At 73.8% G+C, this 21,180-nt stretch carries 16 protein-coding genes; 7 read left to right on the top strand and 9 right to left on the bottom strand.

Features of this window, described 5'->3' with window-relative positions; all coding sequences use genetic code 11:
• Positions 1 to 690 precede the first annotated feature (690 nt).
• Entirely contained in the window at positions 691 to 1,587 is an 897-nt protein-coding gene (locus E0504_RS14125; protein ID WP_071064102.1) for a hypothetical protein, read from the top strand.
• A gap of 59 nt (positions 1,588 to 1,646) precedes the next feature.
• Here the strand turns inward: E0504_RS14125 and E0504_RS14120 are convergent, their stop codons facing one another.
• From E0504_RS14120 to E0504_RS14110, 3 genes are all read right to left on the bottom strand, one after another.
• The gene (locus E0504_RS14120; protein WP_131624719.1) at positions 1,647 to 2,234 is read right to left on the bottom strand and encodes a methylated-DNA--[protein]-cysteine S-methyltransferase; all 588 of its coding nucleotides are present in this window, start codon (positions 2,232 to 2,234) and stop codon (positions 1,647 to 1,649) included.
• Positions 2,231 to 3,874, bottom strand: a complete 1,644-nt coding sequence (locus tag E0504_RS14115; protein WP_131624717.1) for a DNA-3-methyladenine glycosylase 2 family protein — start codon at positions 3,872 to 3,874, stop codon at positions 2,231 to 2,233. Before E0504_RS14115 ends, E0504_RS14120 begins: the two co-directional genes overlap by 4 nt.
• Before the next feature lie 174 nt (positions 3,875 to 4,048).
• Positions 4,049 to 6,493: a bifunctional diguanylate cyclase/phosphodiesterase gene (locus tag E0504_RS14110; protein WP_112106100.1), complete on the bottom strand. Its 2,445-nt coding sequence runs from the start codon at positions 6,491 to 6,493 to the stop codon at positions 4,049 to 4,051.
• Between the two features lie 586 nt (positions 6,494 to 7,079).
• On the opposite strand from E0504_RS14110, the gene E0504_RS14105 reads away from it, so the two are divergent.
• From E0504_RS14105 to E0504_RS14085, 4 genes are all read left to right on the top strand, one after another.
• Positions 7,080 to 7,490 carry a YccF domain-containing protein gene (locus tag E0504_RS14105; RefSeq protein ID WP_071064095.1) on the top strand — a complete coding sequence of 137 codons (411 nt, stop codon included), beginning with the start codon at positions 7,080 to 7,082 and terminating at the stop codon, positions 7,488 to 7,490.
• A gap of 536 nt (positions 7,491 to 8,026) precedes the next feature.
• The gene (locus E0504_RS14095) at positions 8,027 to 9,418 is read left to right on the top strand and encodes a cystathionine beta-synthase (protein WP_071064093.1); all 1,392 of its coding nucleotides are present in this window, start codon (positions 8,027 to 8,029) and stop codon (positions 9,416 to 9,418) included.
• A 77-nt stretch (positions 9,419 to 9,495) separates the two neighbouring features.
• The gene (locus tag E0504_RS14090; protein ID WP_112106103.1) at positions 9,496 to 10,653 is read left to right on the top strand and encodes a cystathionine gamma-synthase; all 1,158 of its coding nucleotides are present in this window, start codon (positions 9,496 to 9,498) and stop codon (positions 10,651 to 10,653) included.
• Between the two features lie 323 nt (positions 10,654 to 10,976).
• Positions 10,977 to 11,972 carry a hypothetical protein gene (locus tag E0504_RS14085; RefSeq protein ID WP_112106104.1) on the top strand — a complete coding sequence of 332 codons (996 nt, stop codon included), beginning with the start codon at positions 10,977 to 10,979 and terminating at the stop codon, positions 11,970 to 11,972.
• A gap of 551 nt (positions 11,973 to 12,523) precedes the next feature.
• Here E0504_RS14085 and E0504_RS14080 read toward each other — a convergent pair.
• Both E0504_RS14080 and E0504_RS14075 read right to left on the bottom strand, forming a co-directional pair.
• Positions 12,524 to 13,240 carry a response regulator transcription factor gene (locus E0504_RS14080; protein WP_112106105.1) on the bottom strand — a complete coding sequence of 239 codons (717 nt, stop codon included), beginning with the start codon at positions 13,238 to 13,240 and terminating at the stop codon, positions 12,524 to 12,526.
• Entirely contained in the window at positions 13,237 to 14,478 is a 1,242-nt protein-coding gene (locus E0504_RS14075) for a sensor histidine kinase (protein WP_131624713.1), read from the bottom strand. The genes E0504_RS14080 and E0504_RS14075 overlap by 4 nt, the downstream gene beginning before the upstream one ends.
• Before the next feature lie 103 nt (positions 14,479 to 14,581).
• Here E0504_RS14075 and E0504_RS14070 point away from each other — a divergent pair, with 103 nt between their 5' ends.
• On the top strand, positions 14,582 to 15,589 hold the full coding sequence (locus tag E0504_RS14070; protein WP_112106106.1) for a hypothetical protein: 1,008 nt from the start codon (positions 14,582 to 14,584) through the stop codon (positions 15,587 to 15,589).
• Here the strand turns inward: E0504_RS14070 and E0504_RS14065 are convergent.
• From E0504_RS14065 to E0504_RS14055, 3 genes are read right to left on the bottom strand one after another with little or no spacing between them, the layout of a single operon-like run.
• Complete coding sequence (locus tag E0504_RS14065) at positions 15,567 to 16,202, bottom strand: serine O-acetyltransferase (RefSeq protein ID WP_243657507.1); 636 nt, start codon at positions 16,200 to 16,202, stop codon at positions 15,567 to 15,569. The genes E0504_RS14070 and E0504_RS14065 overlap by 23 nt on opposite strands.
• The gene (locus E0504_RS14060) at positions 16,192 to 16,428 is read right to left on the bottom strand and encodes an acyl carrier protein (protein WP_020463840.1); all 237 of its coding nucleotides are present in this window, start codon (positions 16,426 to 16,428) and stop codon (positions 16,192 to 16,194) included. The genes E0504_RS14065 and E0504_RS14060 overlap by 11 nt, the downstream gene beginning before the upstream one ends.
• Entirely contained in the window at positions 16,428 to 18,629 is a 2,202-nt protein-coding gene (locus E0504_RS14055) for an HAD family hydrolase (RefSeq protein ID WP_131624711.1), read from the bottom strand. The genes E0504_RS14060 and E0504_RS14055 overlap by 1 nt, the downstream gene beginning before the upstream one ends.
• 477 nt (positions 18,630 to 19,106) lie before the next feature.
• On the opposite strand from E0504_RS14055, the gene E0504_RS14050 reads away from it, so the two are divergent.
• Positions 19,107 to 19,655 carry an NAD(P)H-dependent oxidoreductase gene (locus E0504_RS14050; protein ID WP_112106123.1) on the top strand — a complete coding sequence of 183 codons (549 nt, stop codon included), beginning with the start codon at positions 19,107 to 19,109 and terminating at the stop codon, positions 19,653 to 19,655.
• Positions 19,656 to 20,161: 506 nt separating this feature from the next.
• Here E0504_RS14050 and E0504_RS14045 read toward each other — a convergent pair.
• A complete protein-coding gene (locus E0504_RS14045) occupies positions 20,162 to 21,040 on the bottom strand; it encodes a hypothetical protein (protein ID WP_112106108.1) in 879 nt (292 codons plus the stop codon).
• Between the last annotated feature and the right edge of the window lie 140 nt (positions 21,041 to 21,180).

Raw genomic sequence — 21,180 nt, 5'->3', positions numbered from 1 at the left:
GGGTCAGGGAAATCATCTCGACATTGATCGGACGGCCGCCGGGTTGCGACGGCGCGTTGCGACGCAAGCCCCGTTCCGGCTGGTCAAGGCCTGACGCGACGGCGTCCCGATCCTCGGGTTGTGCGGCCTTGCCGCGCATTCGGGTGCCGGGTTTCCTGATGATGCAACGTTTCGCGGCATTACGCCGATGTTCATCCGGTAAAGGGGGAAACAGGTGTGGGAACACATAGCGGGTGGCGTGCCCGCGAGCGGCGCTCACCGGCACGCGAACGGGATGGGCTCAACGTCGGACGTCCGGGCGGACCGGTTCGGGAAGACACACGGTTCGTGACGGCTGACCGTTCCGGACAGGACGAAAACGCCGGCCAGACAGCAAGCATCCACACATCACGGGCACACGGGTCGTATCATGCGCAGCGACCGGAGCGGGGGGTCGGGGAACCCGCCGGTGCCACCGTCCCCCCGTCCGGCGCATCGAGGTCGCGCCGACGAGCGGACCGGAGAGAGGATCTGCGCAGTGCCGCGAACTCGTCCTTCGGCCAGCCTGCCAGTGCAAGTCCGGGTGGTGTGTGGGTGAGCCTCGCGGGGGCGCGCCCCAAAGGGCCGCGAGCCGATTTGAAGGACGGGCCGCAGCGAATCCTCCTTACTCGTTTAAATGAACTTAACAATCCCTATCGGGTCAGCTATGAGATGGTGGCCCGGGCGCTGTGGTCCGACCCCGGTCCCACGAAGATCCAGCGCTCGCGGACGCGTGACCTGAGCCGCCAGTTCCGCGGCGAGAAGGCCATCGAATGGCGGGTGGTCGAGGTCTACGTCAACCTGCTGTTCACCGAAACCGATCCGGCGCGCGCCGCACACCTGGAGAACCTGCGTCAGCTGCACGTCCAGGCGTTCGGCGCGACCGTCGACCCCGACGGCCAGCCCACCCCCGAGCCCGAGCCACCGGCCATCGACCCGGCCTACGTCGCCGAGCTCAAGCGTCAGCTCGAGGAGTCCCGCACCCGCGCCTCGTTCGCGACCGCGCTGCTCGTGATCGTCCAGGCGGAGAACACCGCGCTGCGCGGGCGGGGGGCGTCGTTCGACTGGTTCGGCCCGGCGGCGGCCACCGCCGGCGCCCCCGGCAACGACGGCGCCGCGGCTGACACCGCGGCCGGTGGCAAGGCCGGCGGCGCGAACGGCACCGCGGTCGGCGGCACGGGCGCGCCTGGCGGCGGAGCCGGTGCGGGCGACGGGCGCGACCGGTCCGCTCGGCGAGCCCGGCCCGGATCGGACGGCGGCGGCGGCGTGTACCCGCTCATCGACCCGGCCACCGCTCCCATCGTGCGCCGGCAGGGCCATCGCGCCGGGCAGCGCCGCCGGCCGGGCTCACCGGCCGGCGCGGGTGACTCGCCGGGGCCCGGGGGAAAGACCCCCGTGTACCTCTCCGGGGCGGCGCAGGCCCCGCCGTCGACGCTGACGGCCCTCGCCCGCAACCGGTCGGTCACGGCGGCGTTGTACCGCCTCCCGACGCCCGAGCAGGCCTCCGACGACCTCGGGCTCGACATCCTCGTGGGACGGGAGAAGCGCCGCCGCGGAAGGCCACGCTGAGGGCACGGGGAGCACCTCGTCGGCGGAGCAGCATCACGGAACAGCGCCGCGGAACGGCGTCAAAGCAGTGACAGGCCGGCGGCCTGCTGCTCGAAGGCGAGCAGGTGGCGCTTGCGCTCCAGGCCGCCGCCATAGCCGGTGAGGCTGCCGTTCGCACCGATCACCCGGTGGCACGGGACGATGATGCTGATCGGGTTGCGACCGTTGGCCAGTCCCACCGCGCGTGACGCGCCCGGCTGGCTGAGGCGGCGCGCCAGCTCGCCGTACGAAATCGTCTCCGCGTACGGGATGTCGCACAGTGCCTTCCACACCTTGCGTTGGAAGTCGGTGCCGGTCGGGTTCAGCGGCAGGTCGAAGGACGTCCGGCGGCCCACGAAGTACTCGGCGAGCTGGCCGGCGGCGGCCTGGAGGGCGGCGTCTCCGGGGGCGGCTGCTCCGGAGGTGGTGGTCCCGGGGGCGGTGGTCCCGGGGGCGGCCGGGGCCGGTTCGCCGAACCAGGCCTGGTCCGGCAGGTGGCGCTGGGCGTCCAGGTAGCAGCCGACGAGCGCGCCGCCGCTCGCCACCAGCGTCAGCGGCCCGACCGGGCTCTCCACGACGGCGTGCGTGCGCTCGGCGGCGTCCGGCGGGACGGGTTGGCTGCGGGTCACAGGCGTTCCTCTCGGCGGGCGGTGGCCGGGCCGGGGTGATCCGGCGCGGGCATCCGGTTGACTGGATGGTCGAGCACCGCCCACAGGTGCTGGACGGCATAGGCCCGCCAGGGGCGCCAGGCGGCGGCATGCCGGGACAGCGCGGCGGGGGTGGCCGGCAGACCGAGCCGTTCGGCCCCTCGGCGGACACCGAGATCACCGGGCAGGAAGGCGTCCGGGTCGCCGAGGGCCCGCATCGCGATGGTCTCGAGCGTCCACGGGCCGATGCCGGGCAGGGCCGCCAGCGCGGCGCGGGTCCGTTCCCAGTCTCCGCCCGCACCCAGCTCGATCATGCCGGACGCCAGCCCGCCGACCAGCGCGGCGAAGGTCCGCCGCCGGGCGGCCGGCAGAGCGAGCCCGCGCGGCGCCCCGGCCCGGCAGCCGGCCGGGACGGCGTCCGCGAGGGCGGTGGACTCGGCGTACTCGGCGTACTCGGCGTACTCGGTGTACTCGGCGAGGTCCGCGATCTGTGGCCAGAGGTGGGTGAGGCCGCCTTCCGGATCATGGATCGGCGTGCCGACGGCCGTGACGAGCCGCGCGGCGTGGGTCCGCGCCGCCGCGACGGAGACCTGCTGTCCGAGGACTGCGCGCACCGCTAGCTCGGCCGGGTCGACGGTGCGCGGAACACGCCGGCCCGGTGCCCGCGCGACCAGCGGCGCCAGCGCCGGGTCGGCGGCGAGCTGCCCGTCGACGGCGATCGGGTCCGCGTCGAGGTCGAGCAGCCGGCGGCAGCGGCCGATGACCGGCGCGAGGTCGCGCACGTCGGTGAGGGCGAGCCGGCAGCCGATGTGGTCGGGCAGCGGCCGCAGGGCGACGATCGCGTGCCCGTGCGGCGTGCGCATCGTGCGCCGGTAGGCACCGTCCCGCCACTCCTCGACCCCGGGAACGGCCGTCGCGACGAGGTGCCCGAACAGGTTGTCGGGATACAGCGGGGCCCGGAACGGCAGCCGGACGGTCAACGTCACGGCACCGGTGGCCGCCCTCGGTACCGGCACGACGGACGGGGGCGTCGCCGGGTTGCGACGGCGTCGCAGATCGCTCGGCGCGGCGGCGAAGACCTCGCGCATGGTGTCGTTGAAGGCGCGGATGCTGTTGAAGCCGGCGGCGGTCGCGACGTCGCCCATGCTCAGGTCCGTGGTCTCGAGCAGGAGCCGGGCGGTCTGGGCGCGCTGGGCGCGGGCCAGCGCGAGCGGCCCGGCACCGAGCTCGGCTGACAGGTGCCGCTCCACCTGGCGTGCGCTGTAGCCGAGCTGACCGGCAAGCCCGGGGACACCGTCGCGGTCGACGACGCCGTCCACGATGAGCCGCATCGCGCGCGCCACGACGTCGGCGCGGTGGTTCCACTCCGGCGAGCCGGGACTCGCGTCCGGGCGGCAGCGCTTGCAGGCCCGGAACCCGGCGCGCTGGGCGGACGCGGCGGTCGGGTGGAACCGCATGTTCTCGGCCCTGGGCGGCCGCGCCGGGCAGCTCGGCCGGCAGTAGATGCCGGTGGAGGTCACCGCGACGAAGAACCACCCGTCGAACCGGGCGTCCCGCGACCGCACCACCCGCGCGCACAGCTCGGCGTCGAGATGCGGGCGGGCGGGCGCGGTGATGGGCACCCGTCCAGCATTCGCGCGCGGGAACCGCCAGGTCCAGCGAGAATCCGACACCACGGTCCGCGGCCGGGTCCGGCGGCGGCATCGACCGCGTGGCCCGACGTGGGCCAATCAGCGCGTGTGCCCCCAGCGCGGGCCCGGGTCGGTGGTCACCGCGCGGGCCGGGCGGGGGCTCGGTCAGCTGGCGGCGAAGGCGCGGCTGAGCATGGTCGCGGCGAACTCGTCGGCGGGGACCGGCTCTCCGAACAGGTGGCCCTGGCCCAGGTCCGCGCCGAACGAGCGCAGCGCCGCCGCCTGCTCCGGCTCCTCGACCCCCTCGGCGGTGACCGACAGCCGCAGCCTGCGGGCGAACTCCACGATCGCCTCCACGAGGTGGTCGTCCCGGCCGGGCTCGGTGCCCCGACCGAGCTTCTCGACGAAGAGCCCGGCGAGCTTCAGCCCGCGCACCGGCATGGTCGACAGGTAGACGAAGTTCGACCACCCGGTGCCGAAGTCGTCGATGACGATGCGGACGCCCAGGTCGTTGAGCGCGTGCAGCGCGGTGACCTGGTCGCCGCCGGAGTCCATGAGCACCGTCTCGGTCAGCTCGAGCTGGAGCCGCCGCGGCGGCAGGCCCGTCCGGTCCAGCACCTTCTCGACCGCGCCGACCAGGCCCGGCTCACGGAGCTGGCGGGCGGAGAGGTTCACGCTGATGAACATGTGCGCCGGCCAGTCACGCGCGGTCTCGCAGGCCCGTTCGAGCACCCACAGCCCGAGCTGGACGATGAAGCCGGAGTCCTCCGCGAGGGCGATGAACTCACCCGGACGGGTTGGCCCGAGGCGGGGGTGGTCCCAGCGGAGCAATGCCTCGGCCCCGGCGACCGTGCCGTGCCGGAGGTCGATGATCGGCTGGTAGGCCAGCGAGAACTCGCCTCTGTCCAGGCCCGGGCGCATCGATCGGGACATCAGGCCACGTGCGGCCTCCCGGGTGCCGCGGTCGGGGTCGAAGGCCGTCCACCGGTTCTTGCCGCCGTTCTTCGCCCAGGTCAGCGCGGCGTCGGCCGCCGCGACGAGGTCGGACGGGCTGGTGTCGGCGACCGCCATCTCGACCACACCGATGCTGCACGTCGCGGGCAGGTCGCGGCCGTCGACGCGGGCGGGCTCGCGCAGCGTGTCCAGGACCCGCCGGGCGATGCCGGTCATCTCGTCGAGCCCACCGCAGTCCGGGACGAGAATCATGAACTCGTCACCGCCCATCCGGGCCACGGTGCGCTCCGCCACGGCGATCCCGCCCAGCCGGCGGGCGACCTCGGCGAGGAGCTGGTCGCCCACCTCGTAGCCGAAACCCTCGTTGATCATTTTGAACCGGTCGAGGTCCAGACAGCACAGGCCGACCCGCGCGGACGGCGGCGCGTCCCGGAACACCGCCTGCAGCCGGTCGAGGAACTCGGCCCGGTTCGCGAGTCCGGTCAGCGGGTCGTGCTGGGCATGGAAGCGGAGCTCCTCCTGCAGGCGGCGGCGTTCGGTGATGTCCTCGAGCATCACGACGCCGAACCAGTCACCGGCCACTCCGGGCCAGGTGGTCGAGAGCGTCAGCGCCACCCAGGTCGGCGTCCCGTCGGGCCGCAGGATGCGGCATTCTCCGCGGGACCGGCCGCGCCGGGCCTCACGCCACAGCCAGCGCACCACCTCCCGGTCGGCCGGATGGACGATCTCGGGCAGCGGCCAGGCCAGCGGGGCGGTGTGCCCGCTGAGGCCGAGGATCTCCAGCGCGGCGTCGCTGGCCTCCACTATGCGCCCCGTCCGGTCGGCGACGAGCATGCCGAGGGCGGTGCCGCTGAGCACGGCGTGCAGCCTGGTCTGGGAGATCCGCCGCTCGCGCTCGGCGCGGGCCCGGGCGCCGAGGTCGACGCGACGCGCTGCGGCCTGGCCGTCCCGCGTGCGCTCCCGGAGGGTCTCGGTGTGGCCGCGGACGAGCTCGCCCAGCAGGTCCACGACCCGCTCCGTCGACGCGGCGGACACCCGGCCCGGCAGCGTGTCAGCCCGTGGCGGCCTGCGCAGCAGAGCGCCCTCGCCCGACGGCCCGGCCCCGGGAGCGGCCGCGCCGCTGTTCCCCATCGCGGCGGTCGCCGTACCCGTGGGCACCCGCCCGGCGAGCCCCTTCGCGGCGGTGGCCGTGGCGGCAGGCCCCGTCGCCGCGGGCGCACCGCCGGCGAGCCCCATCGCGGCGGTCGCCGTCGCGGCGCCCGGGTGAGCCGTGCCCGGGTGAGCCGTGCCCGGGTGAGCCGTGCCCGCCGGGCTGGTCCCGGGGCCGTCGGCCGGGCGAGCCCAGCCGCCGGTGTGGTGGGCCAGGTGCCGGCCGAACAGCCGGACGGTCCGTCCGAGGGCCTCACCGGACGTCACGTGGCCGTGGACCAGCCGCGCGCCCACGTCATAGCCGATCTCGGGCCGGAACGGCTCGGCACTCACCGCCCGGACCAGCGCCGCCGCCAGGCGTGCCAGCCAGGCGCGGGCGTCCGCGGCGGCGAGCGGAAGGAGATCGACCGCAGTGATCTCGGCGAACCACCGGTCCACCAGGTCCGCCGTCTCGGTCTCGATCGTCACCGGATACCTCAGTCCCGCCGTGGAGTACCGCTTCCGCATTGCCGGTCATTCACCGGAACTGCTCGCTTACCTCGCGTTATCATTCGGACAAAACGGTCGGATTCTCCCAACCGCCGCAAACCGTACTCCAGTCTGCACGGCCACCGCGGTCTCCAGCCCAAGCGCGCCATGGGCACGATTGCCGTCCCGCCACCGTTTGACCACTCGAGAACCGGGCATCCACCCGTCGCCACCACGCCGGGAAAGCACCATGAGGCCGGATGCCGGCACGGGTCTCCTGTGAGGAGTACCACCCCACCGGTGGCCCGAGATTCCGGTGCCATCCAAGGAAAAGAACGAGAAGGAGACACGAAGGCGCGGCCGGGGGCGGCGACGGAGCGCCTCGCCCGAGCCGAGAAGCGCGGCGTGTGCCGTGCAGGGCCGTGGTAATGCGCCGCGGGCGCCGGACGGCCCGTCCGGGGAGGTCCGTCCGGGGCTGCATATCCGGGCCGGTCCCCAGGTGGACGATGCCGGATGTCCCGGAGCAGGCGGTGGCCCCGGAGCAGCGGACACGCGAAGCAGAAGACACCGCGAAACAGAAGACACAGGGAGCCCCTGAGCGGGCGACAGGGAGGCGACCGCGCAGATGCGCATCGTACTCAACGTGATCTGGCTGGTGCTGTGTGGAGTGTGGCTGGCGATCGGCTACGCCCTCGCCGCCCTCGTCTGTTTTCTTCTCATCATCACGATTCCGTTCGGCATCGCGTCGCTGCGCATGGCGAACTACACCCTGTGGCCGTTCGGACGCCGCGTGGTCGACAAGCCGACCGCGGGAACGGCGTCACTGATCGGCAACGTTCTGTGGATCCTGCTCGCCGGATGGTGGCTGGCGCTCGGCCATCTGACGACGGGCCTCGCGCTGTGCCTGACTGTCATCGGCATCCCGCTCGGACTGGCCAACTTCAAGCTCATCCCGGTGTCCCTGATGCCGCTCGGGAAGGACATCGTCCCGGTCGACAGCCGTGACAGTGACCCCTACCTGGCCGGATACCGGTAGGCCGGCCCGTCGGTATCCGGTAGGTCAGCTGGCCGGTCGCCGGCGGGCGGTGGCGGTGTGCCGCCGAGGGCTGCCCGATGCCCGTCGGCGCGGCGTGTCTGACGACGTGTTCCGCGTCAATCGCGCCGACGCGCGGCTTCGCCCGCGCATTCCCCTTCGGTACCATCTGCGGGCTGGTGCAAGGTGCCGGGTACCAGCTCGGAATCGATCTGGGTGTATCCGAAACAACCGTCGCGGCCATCGAGGCGGGGTGGCCTGCCGTCGTTCCGATCGGCGGCTCCGCGTCCGTGCCGACAATTCCGCACATCGGCGTTCGACCTGGGCTCGGACTGGTTCGAGACCGCCGTCCACACGGCGATGCCGTCCGGGTTCGTCGTCGCGGGCGGCGTGGAACCCGTCCGGACATAGCTGCTCCTTCGGCCCGCGCCGGCGGCATGTGCCGTGTCCGGAAGGCGGACGCGGCACACCGCCGGTAACGTCGTCGCTGGCGGCTACTGGCGGCGATCGGGGCGACATCTCCGGCGAGAGGCGGGCAGATGGACGTGTACGACCATGTCACCGACCTGGTCGGTGACACGCCCCTGGTGCGGCTGACGCCGACGATCGCCGACACGGCGACACCCGTGCTCGGCAAGCTCGAGTACCTCAACCCGGGCGGCTCGGTGAAGGACCGCATCGCCCTGTCGATGGTGGCGGCGGCCGAGCGCGACGGCCGGCTCGCCCCCGGCGGGACCATCGTCGAGCCCACCAGCGGGAACACCGGTGTCGGCCTCGCCATGGTCGCCGCGCGGCGTGGCTACCGCTGCGTCTTCACCATGCCGGACAAGATCAGCGAGGAGAAGCGGGCCGTCCTGCGGGCCTACGGGTCCGAGGTGATCGTCTGCCCGACGGCCGTCGCGCCGGACGATCCCCGCTCCTACTACTCGGTCGCCCGCCGGGTGTGCAGCGAGACCCCCGGTGCCTGGAGCCCCGACCAGTACTCCAACCCCGACAACCCGGCCGCGCACGAGGCCTCCACCGGCCCGGAGATCTGGCGGGCCACCGGCGGGCGGGTGACGCACTTCGTCGCCGGCATCGGCACCGGCGGGACGATCAGCGGGACGGGCCGCCACCTCAAGGCGGTCAGCGGCGGCACCGTGCAGGTGATCGGCGCCGACCCCGAGGGCTCGGTCTACTCCGGTGGCAGCGGACGTCCCTACCTGGTCGAAGGCGTCGGCGAGGACATCTGGCCGGCGACCTACGACAAGGCCGTGGTCGACCGGGTGGAGGCCGTCAGCGACCGCGACTCGTTCCTGATGACGCGCGAGCTGGCGCGCCGGGCCGGAATCCTCGTCGGCGGCTCCTGCGGCCTGGCGGTCGTCGCCGCGCTGCGGGTCGCCCGCGAGCTCGACGCGGCCGGGACGACCGACGCCTGCGTCGTGGTCCTGCTCCCCGACTCCGGCCGCGGCTACCTGTCGAAGATCTTCAACGACGAGTGGATGTACGACAACGGCTTCCTCGACCCGCCGTCCGACGAGCCGACGGTCGCCTCGGTGCTCGCACACAAGGCCGCGCAGACGTCCGGGCCGCCGAACCTCGTCCACGTGCATCCCGACGAGACCGTCGGGGCGGCCATCTCGTACCTGCGGGAGTACGGGGTCTCGCAGATGCCGGTGGTGCGCCACGAGCCGCCGGTGCGGGCCGCGGAGGTGGCGGGCGCCGTGCTGGAGCGCGAGCTGCTCGACGCCGTCTTCGCCGACCGGGGGACGGTGGACGCGCCCGTCGCCGACCACATGTCGCCACCGCTGCCGACGGTCGGCGCCGGCGAGCCCGTCTCGGTGCTGGTGAGCGCGCTCGGCGAGAACCCGGCCGCCCTCGTCCTGGGCGAGGGGAACCCGACGGGGATCCTCACCCGGGCCGACCTGCTGGGGTTCCTCGCCGTCCGGTGAGATCCGGTGAGATCCCGCTCCGCCTCCTGAAGTCGCCGCCTGTTTGAAGTCCGGGCTCGAGTGCGAGGGTTGTGGCCATGGGTGATCGGAACGCGGGATTCGAGACCGTCGCGGTGCACGCGGGCCAGGAGCCCGACCCTGCCACCGGCGCGGTCGTCGTCCCCATCCATCCCGCGTCGACGTTCGCGCAGGACGGCGTCGGCGGGCTGCGGGCCGGCTTCGAGTACGCCCGCTCGGGCAACCCGACCCGCGCCGCGCTGGAGGCCAGCCTGACCGCGCTCGAGCGCGGGGCCGCGGCGCTCGCGTTCGCCTCCGGGCTGGCCGCCTCGGACGCGCTGCTGCGGGCCGTGTGCCGTCCCGGCAGCCACGTGGTGATCCCCGGCGACGCCTACGGCGGCACGTACCGCCTGTTCGCGCGGGTGCTGGCCGAGTGGGGCGTCGAGCACACGGCGGTCGACCTGAGCGACCCGGCCGCCGCCGTGGCCGCGATCCGGCCGGGGGCGACGGCGCTGGTGTGGTGCGAGACGCCGACCAACCCGATGCTCGCGATCGCCGACATCGCCGCGCTCGCCGCCGTCGCGCACCAGGCGGGCGCGCTGCTCGTCGTCGACAACACCTTCGCCTCGCCCTACCTGTGCCAGCCGCTGACGCTCGGCGCGGACGCGGTCGTCCACTCGACCACGAAGTACCTCGGCGGGCACAGCGACGTGGTGGGCGGGGCGGTGGTGACCGCGTCGGCGGAGCTCGCCGAGCGGGTGCGGTTCGTACAGAACGCTGCCGGGGCCGTGCCGGGGCCGTTCGACGCCTGGCTGGTGCTGCGCGGGATCAGGACCCTCGCGGTGCGGATGGACCGGCACTGCGCGAACGCGCGGGAGATCGCCGCGCTGCTCGCCGGCCACACCGCCGTGTCGGCCGTCCACTACCCGGGGCTGGCGAGCCACCCCGGCCACGACGTCGCCGCCAAGCAGATGCGTGACTTCGGCGGGATGGTCTCGTTCCAGGTCCGGGCCGGCGCGGAGGCCGCCCTCGCGGTGTGCGCCGCCACCCGGCTGTTCACCCTCGCCGAGTCGCTGGGCGGGGTGGAGTCGCTGATCGAGCATCCCGCGCGGATGACGCACGCATCGGTGGCGGGCTCACCGCTCGCCGTCCCCGACGACCTCGTACGGCTCTCCGTCGGCATCGAGGCGGCCGACGACCTGGTCGCCGACCTCGAACAGGCACTCGACTCGGCCTGACGCGCGGTTTCCCGCAAACCGCCGCTTGCCGACCCGACCCGACCGACCCGACGCCAACCCGACCCCGGCCCGGCGGTTACCCACCGGGCCGGGCTCATGAGGTGTGGGCGAAGCCAAGCACATTCCGCCGTCGCACGCGCACGGACATGGCACCACATGACGAAGGTCCCGACATTGGACCAGAGTGACGACATAGAGCTTTGTGCTCGCTACCGTCAGAGTAGCTTCTAGATCGTCTCTTTCCGGAGAATAATCATGAGATTACGTCCGGATCATCCGGGCCTCCACCGCCGTAACCGGACAACGACGCTCAGGAGTGCGGGATGGACGAAGCGGCGGACCGGCGGCTGGTCGTTGCCACCTGTGCGACCACAGCCGCACTCGCGCTGGGCGGTTCGCGTCTCATGATCTCGCCGGAGGACCGTGGCCGCGACACACTCGACCGGATCGAGACGGGCCTGCGGACCATGGCCCATCGCTGGGAGACGATGGCTCCCAGCGAGCTGGTCGAACGCCTCGATCTGATCGCCCGGCACACCGAGACGATGGCGGGTAGCCGCCAGTCGGCCGCGGTGCGCCGGGACTGGCGTCGAACGCACAGCAGAGTGCTCGTGATGTCGGCGGTGGCCCAGGGCGACAACGGCATGTCCGGGCGCGCGGTCGTGTCGGCCCGCACCGCGCTCGTGCTCGCCCGGCACGTCGGTGACGCGCCGACCGCGGCACACGCGGGCGTCGTGCTCGCCGAGCTCGCCGCCTACACGTTCGACAGTGTGGACGACGGTCTCGCGCTCGCGCTCGCGGCACGGGCGACGGCACCCAGCTCCCACACCGCGGTACTCGCGATGACCACCGAGGCCAACATCCGCGCCGGGCGCGGCGAGCCGGCCGACCGGGTGATGGCGGTGCTGCGGGAGGCCGAGGATCTCGCCCGCGAGCTGACCCCGGCGACCCAGGGCTACGCCCTCGACGGCCTGCACCCCGGCTACCTGCCGACGTTCGGCGGCGCCGCACTGATCGGCGCGGGAGCCCTCGACGAGGGACGTCAGCGACTGGCGACGGCGGTCGCCCTGTTCGACCGCTCACGCGCGCCCGGAGCGCTCGCCGCGGTGCGGCTCTACCAGGCGTCCGCCGCGGTGCACGCCGACGCGCTGGACGAGGCGCAGACCCTGGCGACCCGGGCGCTGGCGACCTCCGCGGTACGTCCCACGGCCTGGCTGACGAACGGGATCATGTCGCTCGCCGACCGGGCGCGGCGCCGCGGCGCCGACTGGACAGGGCTGGTCAACCAGGCGCGGGAATGGGCACCGGCGGCGGTGTGAGACCGCCACGGGGCAGTGGCGGCGCGCGGTGTCCGCACGGCGCGCGCGTTCCCGCGCGACGCGGACGTCGGCGCGGATGTGACGGCGCGGACCAACCAGGCGACAGCGGCCGCGACCACAGCGACCGCGATGACGACAACCAGCACAGCAAGCACCGCGGTGAACGGCGAACCGGTCAGGACATCGGCCAGCCAGGATCCCCGCGATCCGGAAGTTCCGGGGACGGAGTGTCCATTCATGCGAATGGGCGGGGGCGTCGGCACCGGCACCGCAGCCGGTGCGGAAGGCGGGCCAGCGGAAATCTGCGACAGCGAACTCAAAGACACGGCCGGGACGGTAGCGGATGCCCGACCAGCAGCTTCAGGTGACTTGATCATGTCCACAAAAGTGCAGTGGCGATCACTCAGCTTATTTTCCGCGCAGCCCCGCCTATTACCTTGATAAGTAATATGTACAACCCGTAACACCATGGTCGCACTAAAGGGCTAGTCCGTGGGCTGACTGTATCGAGTATAAACCGCCGCTGTCAGCACCGGACGCACACCATTCGCTCATCTGCTCAGGTTTCGCACACCCCCCGCGGGGCCGGATCCGCCCGAGCCCGGCGAGCGCAGCCCCACGTCGTGCGCCAACACGATCGCCCCGGCCCGGTCCCGCACCTCGAGCTTGCCGAAGATGCTGCCGACGTGCGCCTTGACCGTCCGCTCGCTGACCCGCAGCTCGATCGCTATCTCCCGGTTACTGGCCCCGCGCGCCATCGCCCGCAGCACCTGCAGCTCCCGCTCGGAGAGGCGCTCGAACCGGCGCCGGACCGCGAGATCGGCCACGGCCCCGGTGCGCAGCGCGCCGAGCAGACGTCCGCTCGCCGACGGGTCGATCCACGAGCCTCCCTCGGCGACCAGCCTGATCGCGCGCACGATGTCCTCGGCTGGCCGGTCCTTGAGGATGAAGCCCGCCGCCCCGGCCGCCATGGCGCCCCAGACGACGTCGTCGTCGCTGAACGTGGTGAGCACCAGGGCCGGCGGGTGCTCCCCCAGCCGGGCCAGGGCGCGCAGGGCGTCCACCCCGTCCATCCGGGCCATGCGGATGTCGAGCAGGATGACGTCCGGGCGGACCGCACGCACCGCCGCGACGACCTCGTCGCCGTCCGAGCGCTCGGCGACGATCTCGATACCCGGCTCCCCGCTCAGGACGAGCGCGATGCCCGCGCGGACGAGCTGCTGGTCGTCGACGAGCAGCACCCGCAGCGCGGGCCCGGCGACGCTCACCGGGGGCCACCCCCGACCGGGCCGACGGCCACCGTGGGGATCGTCGCCGTGACCTCCCAGCCGCCGTCCCGGGGTCCCGCGACGACCGACCCACCGAGCGCGTGGACCCGCTCCGCCATCCCGGCCAGGCCCATCCCGCCGCCCGGCCGCGGACCCCTTGCCGCGGGCAGGACGCCGTCACCCGGACCGGGCCGCGCGTTGCGGACGGTGACCCGGACCGAGTCGGCGAGCATCTCGACGGTGATCCACGTCGCCGTGCCGCCGGCGTGGTGCAGCACGTTGGCCAGCGCCTCCCGGACCGTCCGGAACAGCACCGAGCCCGCGGCCTGGTCGAGCCCGCCGAGCCCGCCGGTCACGGTGAGCTCGACCGCGAGCCCGCTGCGCCGGTAGCCGTCGACCAGCGCGGCCAGGTCGTGCGCGTCCGGCAGCGGCCCGCCCGAATCCCGGTCGGCGCGCAGGGAGCCGCCGGTGGCGGGTGTGTCCCCGCCGCCGAGCAGCCCGACGGCCCGGCGGATTCCCGCCAGGCTGTCCCGTCCGACCTGCTCGGCCCGGGCCAGCGCCTCGTCGGCCAGCGCGGGGTCGCGTCGCATCGTGCGCCGGGCCCCGGTGATGTTGAGCAGCGCGACGGCGAGCGAATGCGCCACCAGGTCGTGGACGTCCTGGGCGATACGCCGGCGCTCGTCCGTCGCCGCGGCAGCGACCAGCCGGTGCTGGGCCCGGGCCAGCTCGGCGGCGAGCACCGTCGTCCGGCGCAGCACCACCCCGGTCGCCGTCGCGTACAGGGCGGCGGCGCCCCAGACGATCGAGCCGGAGGAGAGGTAGCCGTCGTGCGGCGCCGCCGGCCGACGGCTGAAGTCCACGTACGACAGGGCCGAGACGGCCGCAATCATGAACAGGTTCAGCGGGGCGGATGCCGAGCGCAACGCCACCCAGGCCGAGAGGGCCACCGCGACGAGGATGGCGGTCTTCGGCGCGTCCAGCAGGATCAGCGCGGTGACCATCGCCAGGCCCAACGGCCCGGCCACCACGGGCGGCACCCGCAGGCCGCACGCTTCGGCGGCCGGCGGCGCGACCGCGAGCGCGATCAGCAACAGCGGCCACGGCTCCAGGCCCACGAGCACCGCCGAGATCAGCGCGGCGACCGCGGTCAGGCCGTAGACCGCATGGTCGGCGAGGCGCACCATCCCGGCGACCGGGTCGGTGCCGGCCTCGCCGGCCGTCACGCGCCCGGCATCCATGCCCACGAGATCCACCGTACGAGCCGCCGGCGCGCGCCGCCTCGTACCCGGGACGGCCCGCGGCCCGATGTGCCCGCCTGTCCCCGATGGCCTACTCGGTGTCATGCATCCCCTCGACGCGGGTGGCGCACCGCCGGTCAGGCCGGGCGGCCTGACCGCCCGCCTGCTCGGCGGCAGGACGGCGGTGCTCGCGCTGGGCGTTCTCGTCGCGGCCCTCGCAGTGCCCATGACAACCGCGACGACCGCGACGGCCCCACCGCCGCGACCCACGACATCGGCGGCGGACGGCGGCTCCGGGCACGAGAGCGGCCTCGCGCTACATCGGATCGTCCTGTGGGGGGACTCGCTCGCCTGGGAGGCGCGGAACTCGTTCTCCCAGGAAATGCGACAGGCCGGCGCAAATGTCATGACCAGGACTTTTGGTGGGACGGCCCCCTGCGACTGGCTGGGTGACATCACCGCCCAGCTCCGGTCGTGGCGGCCGACGGGCGCCGTGCTGGCCTTCTCGGGGAACACCGTCTCGGCCTGCATGCGCGGCCGGGACGTGCTGACCGCCTACCGGGCCGACGTCGCCGCGGCGGTCGACGCGTTGACCGCCGCCGGGGTGGACGTCCACCTCGTCGACGCGCCCGCCCGGCCGGACCAGCCGGTCAACGCGGACGGACTGACCCCGCTGGCCGGGCTGTGGCGGGAGCTCGCCGCGCACCGGGACGGCGGCGTGGCGCACCGGGACGGCGGCGTGGCGGTCGTGCCCGCCGCGCTCGCAGTGACCGCGGGCGGCCACTGGGCCCGGTACCTGCCCTGCGCCCCCGGCGAGCCCTGCGAGTCCCGGCGGCCGGGACTGCCCGCCGGGCCCGCCGGACCACCCGCGCCGGGCTCGGGAGCGGCTGTCGCGACCGATGCGACGGGCGGGCGCGCCGAGGCCGCTAAGGTGGCCCGCGGCGCGACGGCGACCGCGGGCCCGGGGTGGGTGATGGTCCGGGGGCCGGACGGCGTGCACTTCTGCCCGGTGGACACCGCCCCGATGCAGCCGTGCCCGGTGCGTTCCGCGGGTGCCGAGCGCTACGGCGCGGCGATGGCCGCACCCTTCACCCGGCGGGCGGGCGCATGATCCTCGCGGGGGCGGCGAAGACGGTGGCACCCGCCGGGACGTCGGTCGTGACGATCGAGCCAGGTCCGATCTTCACGTCGTTCCCGATCGTGATCGGCCCGATCAGGTGCGCGCCCGGCGCGATGTCGACTCGGGCGCCGATCTTCGGGACGGCATCGGGCGGGGCGTCCGTCGAGGCGTACCCGATCGTGACGCCGTGCCGGATGATCGTGTCGTCGCCGATCACGCAGTAGCGCGGGATCATGACCGCCTGGTGATGCCCGATCAGGACGCGACGTCCGATGCTGGCGTCGACGGAGATCTCGGTGCCCTGGAGGTTGCGGATGACGATGTTGTTCACGGCCTTGAAGGCGATCGTGCCGAACCTGCCGACCAGCCCGCCGCGCTCGCGGCACCACCGGCCGAACCGGTGGACGGCGAGCGCCTGGTAGCCCGGGTGCAGCCGCGACCCGTAGTGGACGTCCCTGTCCTCGCGCAACTGCGCCCGCAGCGAGAGCGGCGCGCCCCGCGACCCGGCCACGGCGGCCCGCGCCGCCGCGGGCTCCTTCGCGATGGGCTCCCCCGCAACGCGCTCTGGCACGACGGGCTCGGCTGTGCGGGGCTCAGCCGACATCGCTGAGCTCCTCGATACACACGCGCAGCTCACCGACGTTCGCGAACGAACCGAGGCGCTCGTCGGGGATCTGCACCGCGAACTCGTTCTCCACCGCGTAGATCAGGTTGATGTACGCCAGGGAGTCCCAGCCGGGCACGTCCGCCGCCGTGGTGGCGTCCGTGACGACCAGGTCGTCGTCGCTGAAGATCTCCCGGAAGACCTGGGCGAGGCGCTCCTGCACCATCAGCCGGCCACCTCCTCCATCGTCCGCGCGGATGCGCTCGCGACGGCGGCCCCACCCGCGCGAGCGTCGACGACCCGGATGAGCCCGGGCCGGTTCAGGGCGCTCGCGACCGGCAGCACCCAGCGGGTGGCCCCCGCGCCGGTGCCATCGGCGGGAGCCACACCGGGGCCACCGGCCGGGGCTGCGCGGCCGGCGTCGGCGGGAGCCGCGGGGTCCGGCCGGAAGCCCAGCCGCGGGTACAGGTCGGCCACCAGCGCGTTCTTCGCGGTCGGCAGGTAGTGCCCCCGCACGGAGGAACAGCCCAGCCGCCGGGCCTCCGCCACGATCAGCCCGGCGATCTCGTCCTCCAGCGTCCGGCCGATGACCCGGCAGCTCATCAGCCAGGTGTCGACGTCGAGGACGGCCCCGCCGGGCTCGGCGGCGCGCCGGGCGATGACGACCGCGACGAGGCCGTGGTCGGCGAACCGGTCGGCCAGCCGGACGCAGATCACCGCGGTGGACGGGTCCGCGGCCAGCTCGGCGACCTCGGCCTCCCCGCGGCGCCGGGTGGTCAGGTTGAACTGGTTGGTCTTCCCGATGAGCTGGACGACCCGGGGCAGCGTCAGCTCGTCGAGGGGTACGACGGTCGCGACCATCTCCAGTCCGCGGTGGAACTCCTCCAGCGAGGTCGCGGACGCGGCGAGCTCCGCCGCCCGGGCCCGCGCCCGGTACTGCTCCGTGCGGGCGGTGTCCTCGGTGGTCAGGGCGGCCGGTTCGAAGAACGGGTAGTCGGCGACCGCGCGCACGTAGCCGTGCGGGTCCCGCGGCAGGGCGATGACGTCCACCTCGGGCACGAGCTGGCGGACCACCTCGCGCTCGGCCGGGTTGTCGTCGACGAAGACCAGGGAGTCCAGACCGATCCCGAGGGTGCTCGCGATGCGCCGGATCTGGGTCGGCTTGTCCTCCCAGGAGGCGCTGAACATGGCGATGTCGTCCAGCCGCAGCCGCATCGCCGGGTGCCGCTCGAACGCCTCGCGCGCGTCCGCCTCGTTGTTCTTCGAGCAGACGGCGAGGATCACGCCGCGGGCACGGAGCCGGCCGATGTACTCCTGGAACGTGGAGAAAGCCTCGCCGACCGGCCCGTCCCCGAGCGCGATGCCGGCGAGGCCCTCCTCCCCGAGCACCCCGCCCCACAGCGTGTTGTCGAGGTCGAGCACCAGGCATTTACGGCTGGTGCCCAGCTGCGCGCCGAGCACCGCCGCGGTGTGACGGGCCAGCGTGGGCACGTGCGCGAGCGAGACGGCCTGCTTCGCGCGGTGCCAGTAGCGGGGGTCGAACCAGGATCGTTTGCCGACCGTGGCGGCCAGCCGCTCACAGTCGACGAAGGCGACCTGACCGCCCGCCGCCGCGCGGCCGAGCGCCGCGTTGACCGCGGCGAGCATCGACGACCGCGACCCGGGGGTGCGCAGAGCCAGGTGCCCGAGCGCCTCCGTCTCCGGGACGACGAAGGTGTGCTGGATGACCCGGGCCCCCAGCCGGGCGGTGATGATCTCCCACAGCGACGTCCACCGGCCGACCTCGGTGGCGACCGCGCGCTCGGGATCCTCGGCGAAGGCTGGCAGGGCTGCCTCGCCTTCGTGGACCGCGAGGATCACGACGTCCGGCCTGAAGCGGTACAGGCCGCTGCCCGGGTCGAGCACCTCCTGCCGGTACTGGCCGTACCCGCACTCGTACACCTCGACGGCCACACCGGCGCGCGCGGCTGCGAGCGGCAGGAGCGCCGCGAGCTGGGCGGTCGTGTAGCTGCCGAGCAGGGCGACCCGCGCCGAGCGCGCCGCGTGGCCCGCGACGGGCGACGGCACGACCGCCCCTCCCGCAGCGGCGGCCACGGCCGCCCGGGCTGGCACAGCCACTCCGGCCGACGCAGCCGCCCCGGCCGACGCAGCCGCCCCGGGTGACGTAGCCGCCCCGGGTGACACGACTGACGCGGCCGCCCCGGCCGAGACGCGGCGCAGGACGCCGGCGGCAGCCGTCCAGCAGGTCAGGTCGCCTCCGGCGTCGGTCGTGGCCAGCGCCCAGCGCATGGCGGCGACCGGATCGCCCGCCTTCTCGTAGGCGAGCGCGAGATCACGACAGAGCCCGGCAGGCGGCACCTCGGCCGCGGCTGCGGCGGCCGTCAGCTCGGCGAGCCGGTGCCGGCCCGTCCCCACGGGATCAGCCATTGATCGAACTCCTCCCCCAGGCGCCGCGCTCCGGACGCCCCCGTCCTCGAGATGCACGCACTTCAACCCTACCCTTACGTAAGGGTCTCCGGATATGCGCGGAGCGCCTCCCGGTACGACCGGGAGGCCACTGGTCGACCACGTCGACACGAATCGAACTCTTCTCGCGACTTTAGGTCGCACAGACGAGTCGTCCACAAAGCTTCCACATCACTCTGTCACCTCAGGAGACGACTCGAACGCTCCTGGCGACTTTGGTGTGTTCGCTTCGTGGCCCCCGGGCCGGAACCGGCCAGCCCCAGGGGCCGGAGCCGGTCTCCCGGCAGTTCGCGATCAACGGTGCCGACAAGTGGCACGGGCTAGGCTGGGAGCCGGATAGCAGCCGGATAGCAGCCGCGCGCCGGTGCTCGACGGGGCCCGCTCGTGACTCTCGACGGGGCGCTCTCGTGGGCGGAGTGCACACAGAAGGGCAACACCATGGCGCAGTGCCGCATCCTGAGCGTCGTCGGCAACCCGAAGCCGAACTCGCGCACGCGGGCCGTCGCCGAGGCGGTCGCGGCCCAGGTCGTGCGCGCCCTTCCGGCCGACACCGAGGCGGTGGCCGAGGTGATCGAGGTCAGCGAGCTCGGGCCGGGGCTCCTCTGCTGGGGTGACCCGGCGGTGAAGGCGGCCGTCACGTCGATGAAGGCGGCGGACGTCCTGGTCGTCGCGACGCCCACGTACAAGGCCACCTACACCGGGCTGCTCAAGCTGCTGCTGGACCAGATCGGCCAGGGCGAGCTCGCCGGGGTGCCGACGATCCCCGTGCTGGTCGCGGCCGCGCCCGAGCACGCGCTGGCGGTCGAGGTGCACCTACGACCGGTACTGGTCGAGATCGGCGCGTCCTGCCCGACCCGCGGGGTGTTCGTCCTCGACTCCGCCCTGGCCGACCTGCCCGCCCAGCTCGACGCGTGGGCCACGGGCAACATCGCGGCCGTCACCGCGCTCGTCGCGGCCCGCCGCACCGCGCCACAACCGCTCGGCTGATCCGGCCGGCCGAGCAACCACCCGCGCAGAACACCAGGATCGACCGAGGTTGGCGGCGACCACGGCCGGCGGGTGTTCCGGTTCCGCGGAACACCATGATCAACTGCGGCCGGTGGTGGCCGCGTCATCGACGGGCGGCGTGCGCAGGAGCACCGGGGACCCCGGAAACGGCCGGAAGCGATACATAATTCCCGCCGACCAGATCCACATGCACGGTGCCGAGCAACCGCGGCGGTTGAGTGACAGCCAGGACTCACCCACCCGCCACGCATCACCGGGCGACGGTCCCTGATGCATAAATTCCGTACCCGTAACGCGCCCCGGCCCCGTGTCCGTGCCGCCCGAGCCTGCCCCGGCACCGTGCCTGCGCCACCCAGGACGGGATGGAACACGGCGAGAGCTGGCCGTTACGCCGAGCTGCTTCCGGCTCTCGGCTACTTCCGACTCGGGACCAGTACCAGGGCGGCGGGAACGCCAGGAGCGCGGCGCGCCCGGCGCGACGGCTGTCAGACGCAGCGACTTGCCAGGCCCGAGAAGATGTCGCCGACCCAGACCTCCGGCAGGCCGTCGGGCGGGCGTGGGCCGACCGGGCCGCATGCCTCGTCCGTGCCAGGCGCTGGATGGCCGTGTGCCGGCACCGACCCCGGCGGCGTCGTCGGGGGCTGCTGACCAGCGCCGGAGCCCGGCCCCTGGCCGGACGGGATCCGGTTGTCGGCACCGGGAACGTCCGGGTCAGGCTGCGGCCCGGGCATGGCCGGCGGCGCCGGAGAGGCCGGCTGGACAGGAGAGGCCGGCGGGGCCGGCGCGGTCACCGGGCCGGTCGGCGACGGCGCGGTGCTCGGCGAGGCGGTCGGGGTCGGCCCGGCGCCCGGCCCGGCGGTCGGCGTCGCACCGCCCGGCGGGCCGGTCGGGCTCGCGGACGCCTGGCCGCCGCCCGGTTGCGCCCACGGATCGCCGCCGCCATCACCGACGCCGGGGCCGGGGCCGGCCGAGGTCCTGTCCGGCCACGGAGAGGCACCGCCGAGACCGGCCCTGTAGCCGTCTCCGGGAGCGGGCATGGCGGGAGCGGGAAACTGCCGGGGGGCCGCCCGCGGCAGGCCGGTCGCGGAGTCGCCGCGCTGCAGACCCGCCGGTATCTGTCCGCTCTGGTGGTCATCGCCGTCCGACTGCCGCGCGATGATCGTCGCGTCCCGGTCGCCGCCGGACGGAGCCATCGCGCCGAAGGCGGCCACAGCGGCTGTGAAGCCGACCGCCGTTACCAGGCCGGCCCCGGGCCGACTTTCGATCATTGCCCAGGCCACCCGCCCGCGCAGCAGGCCGGTGATGCCGACCAGGAGGACGGCCATGGCGACGGTGGCGACCGATCCGGCGAGAAGCACGATCACGGCCGCCTCCGCGGCGCCGCGGTTGCCCGCATCCGTCCCCCAGCCTCGCCGGTGCAGTGTCCGCGGGAACCTATCTCACCCAGAGTAAGAACTTCGACACTTTGAGGAGCGTGTCGGTGTGGGACGAACCCGACTCACCC

It is taken from the genome of Parafrankia sp. BMG5.11 (assembly GCF_004337455.1).
This window is presented reverse-complemented; position numbering and strand designations above follow the sequence as displayed.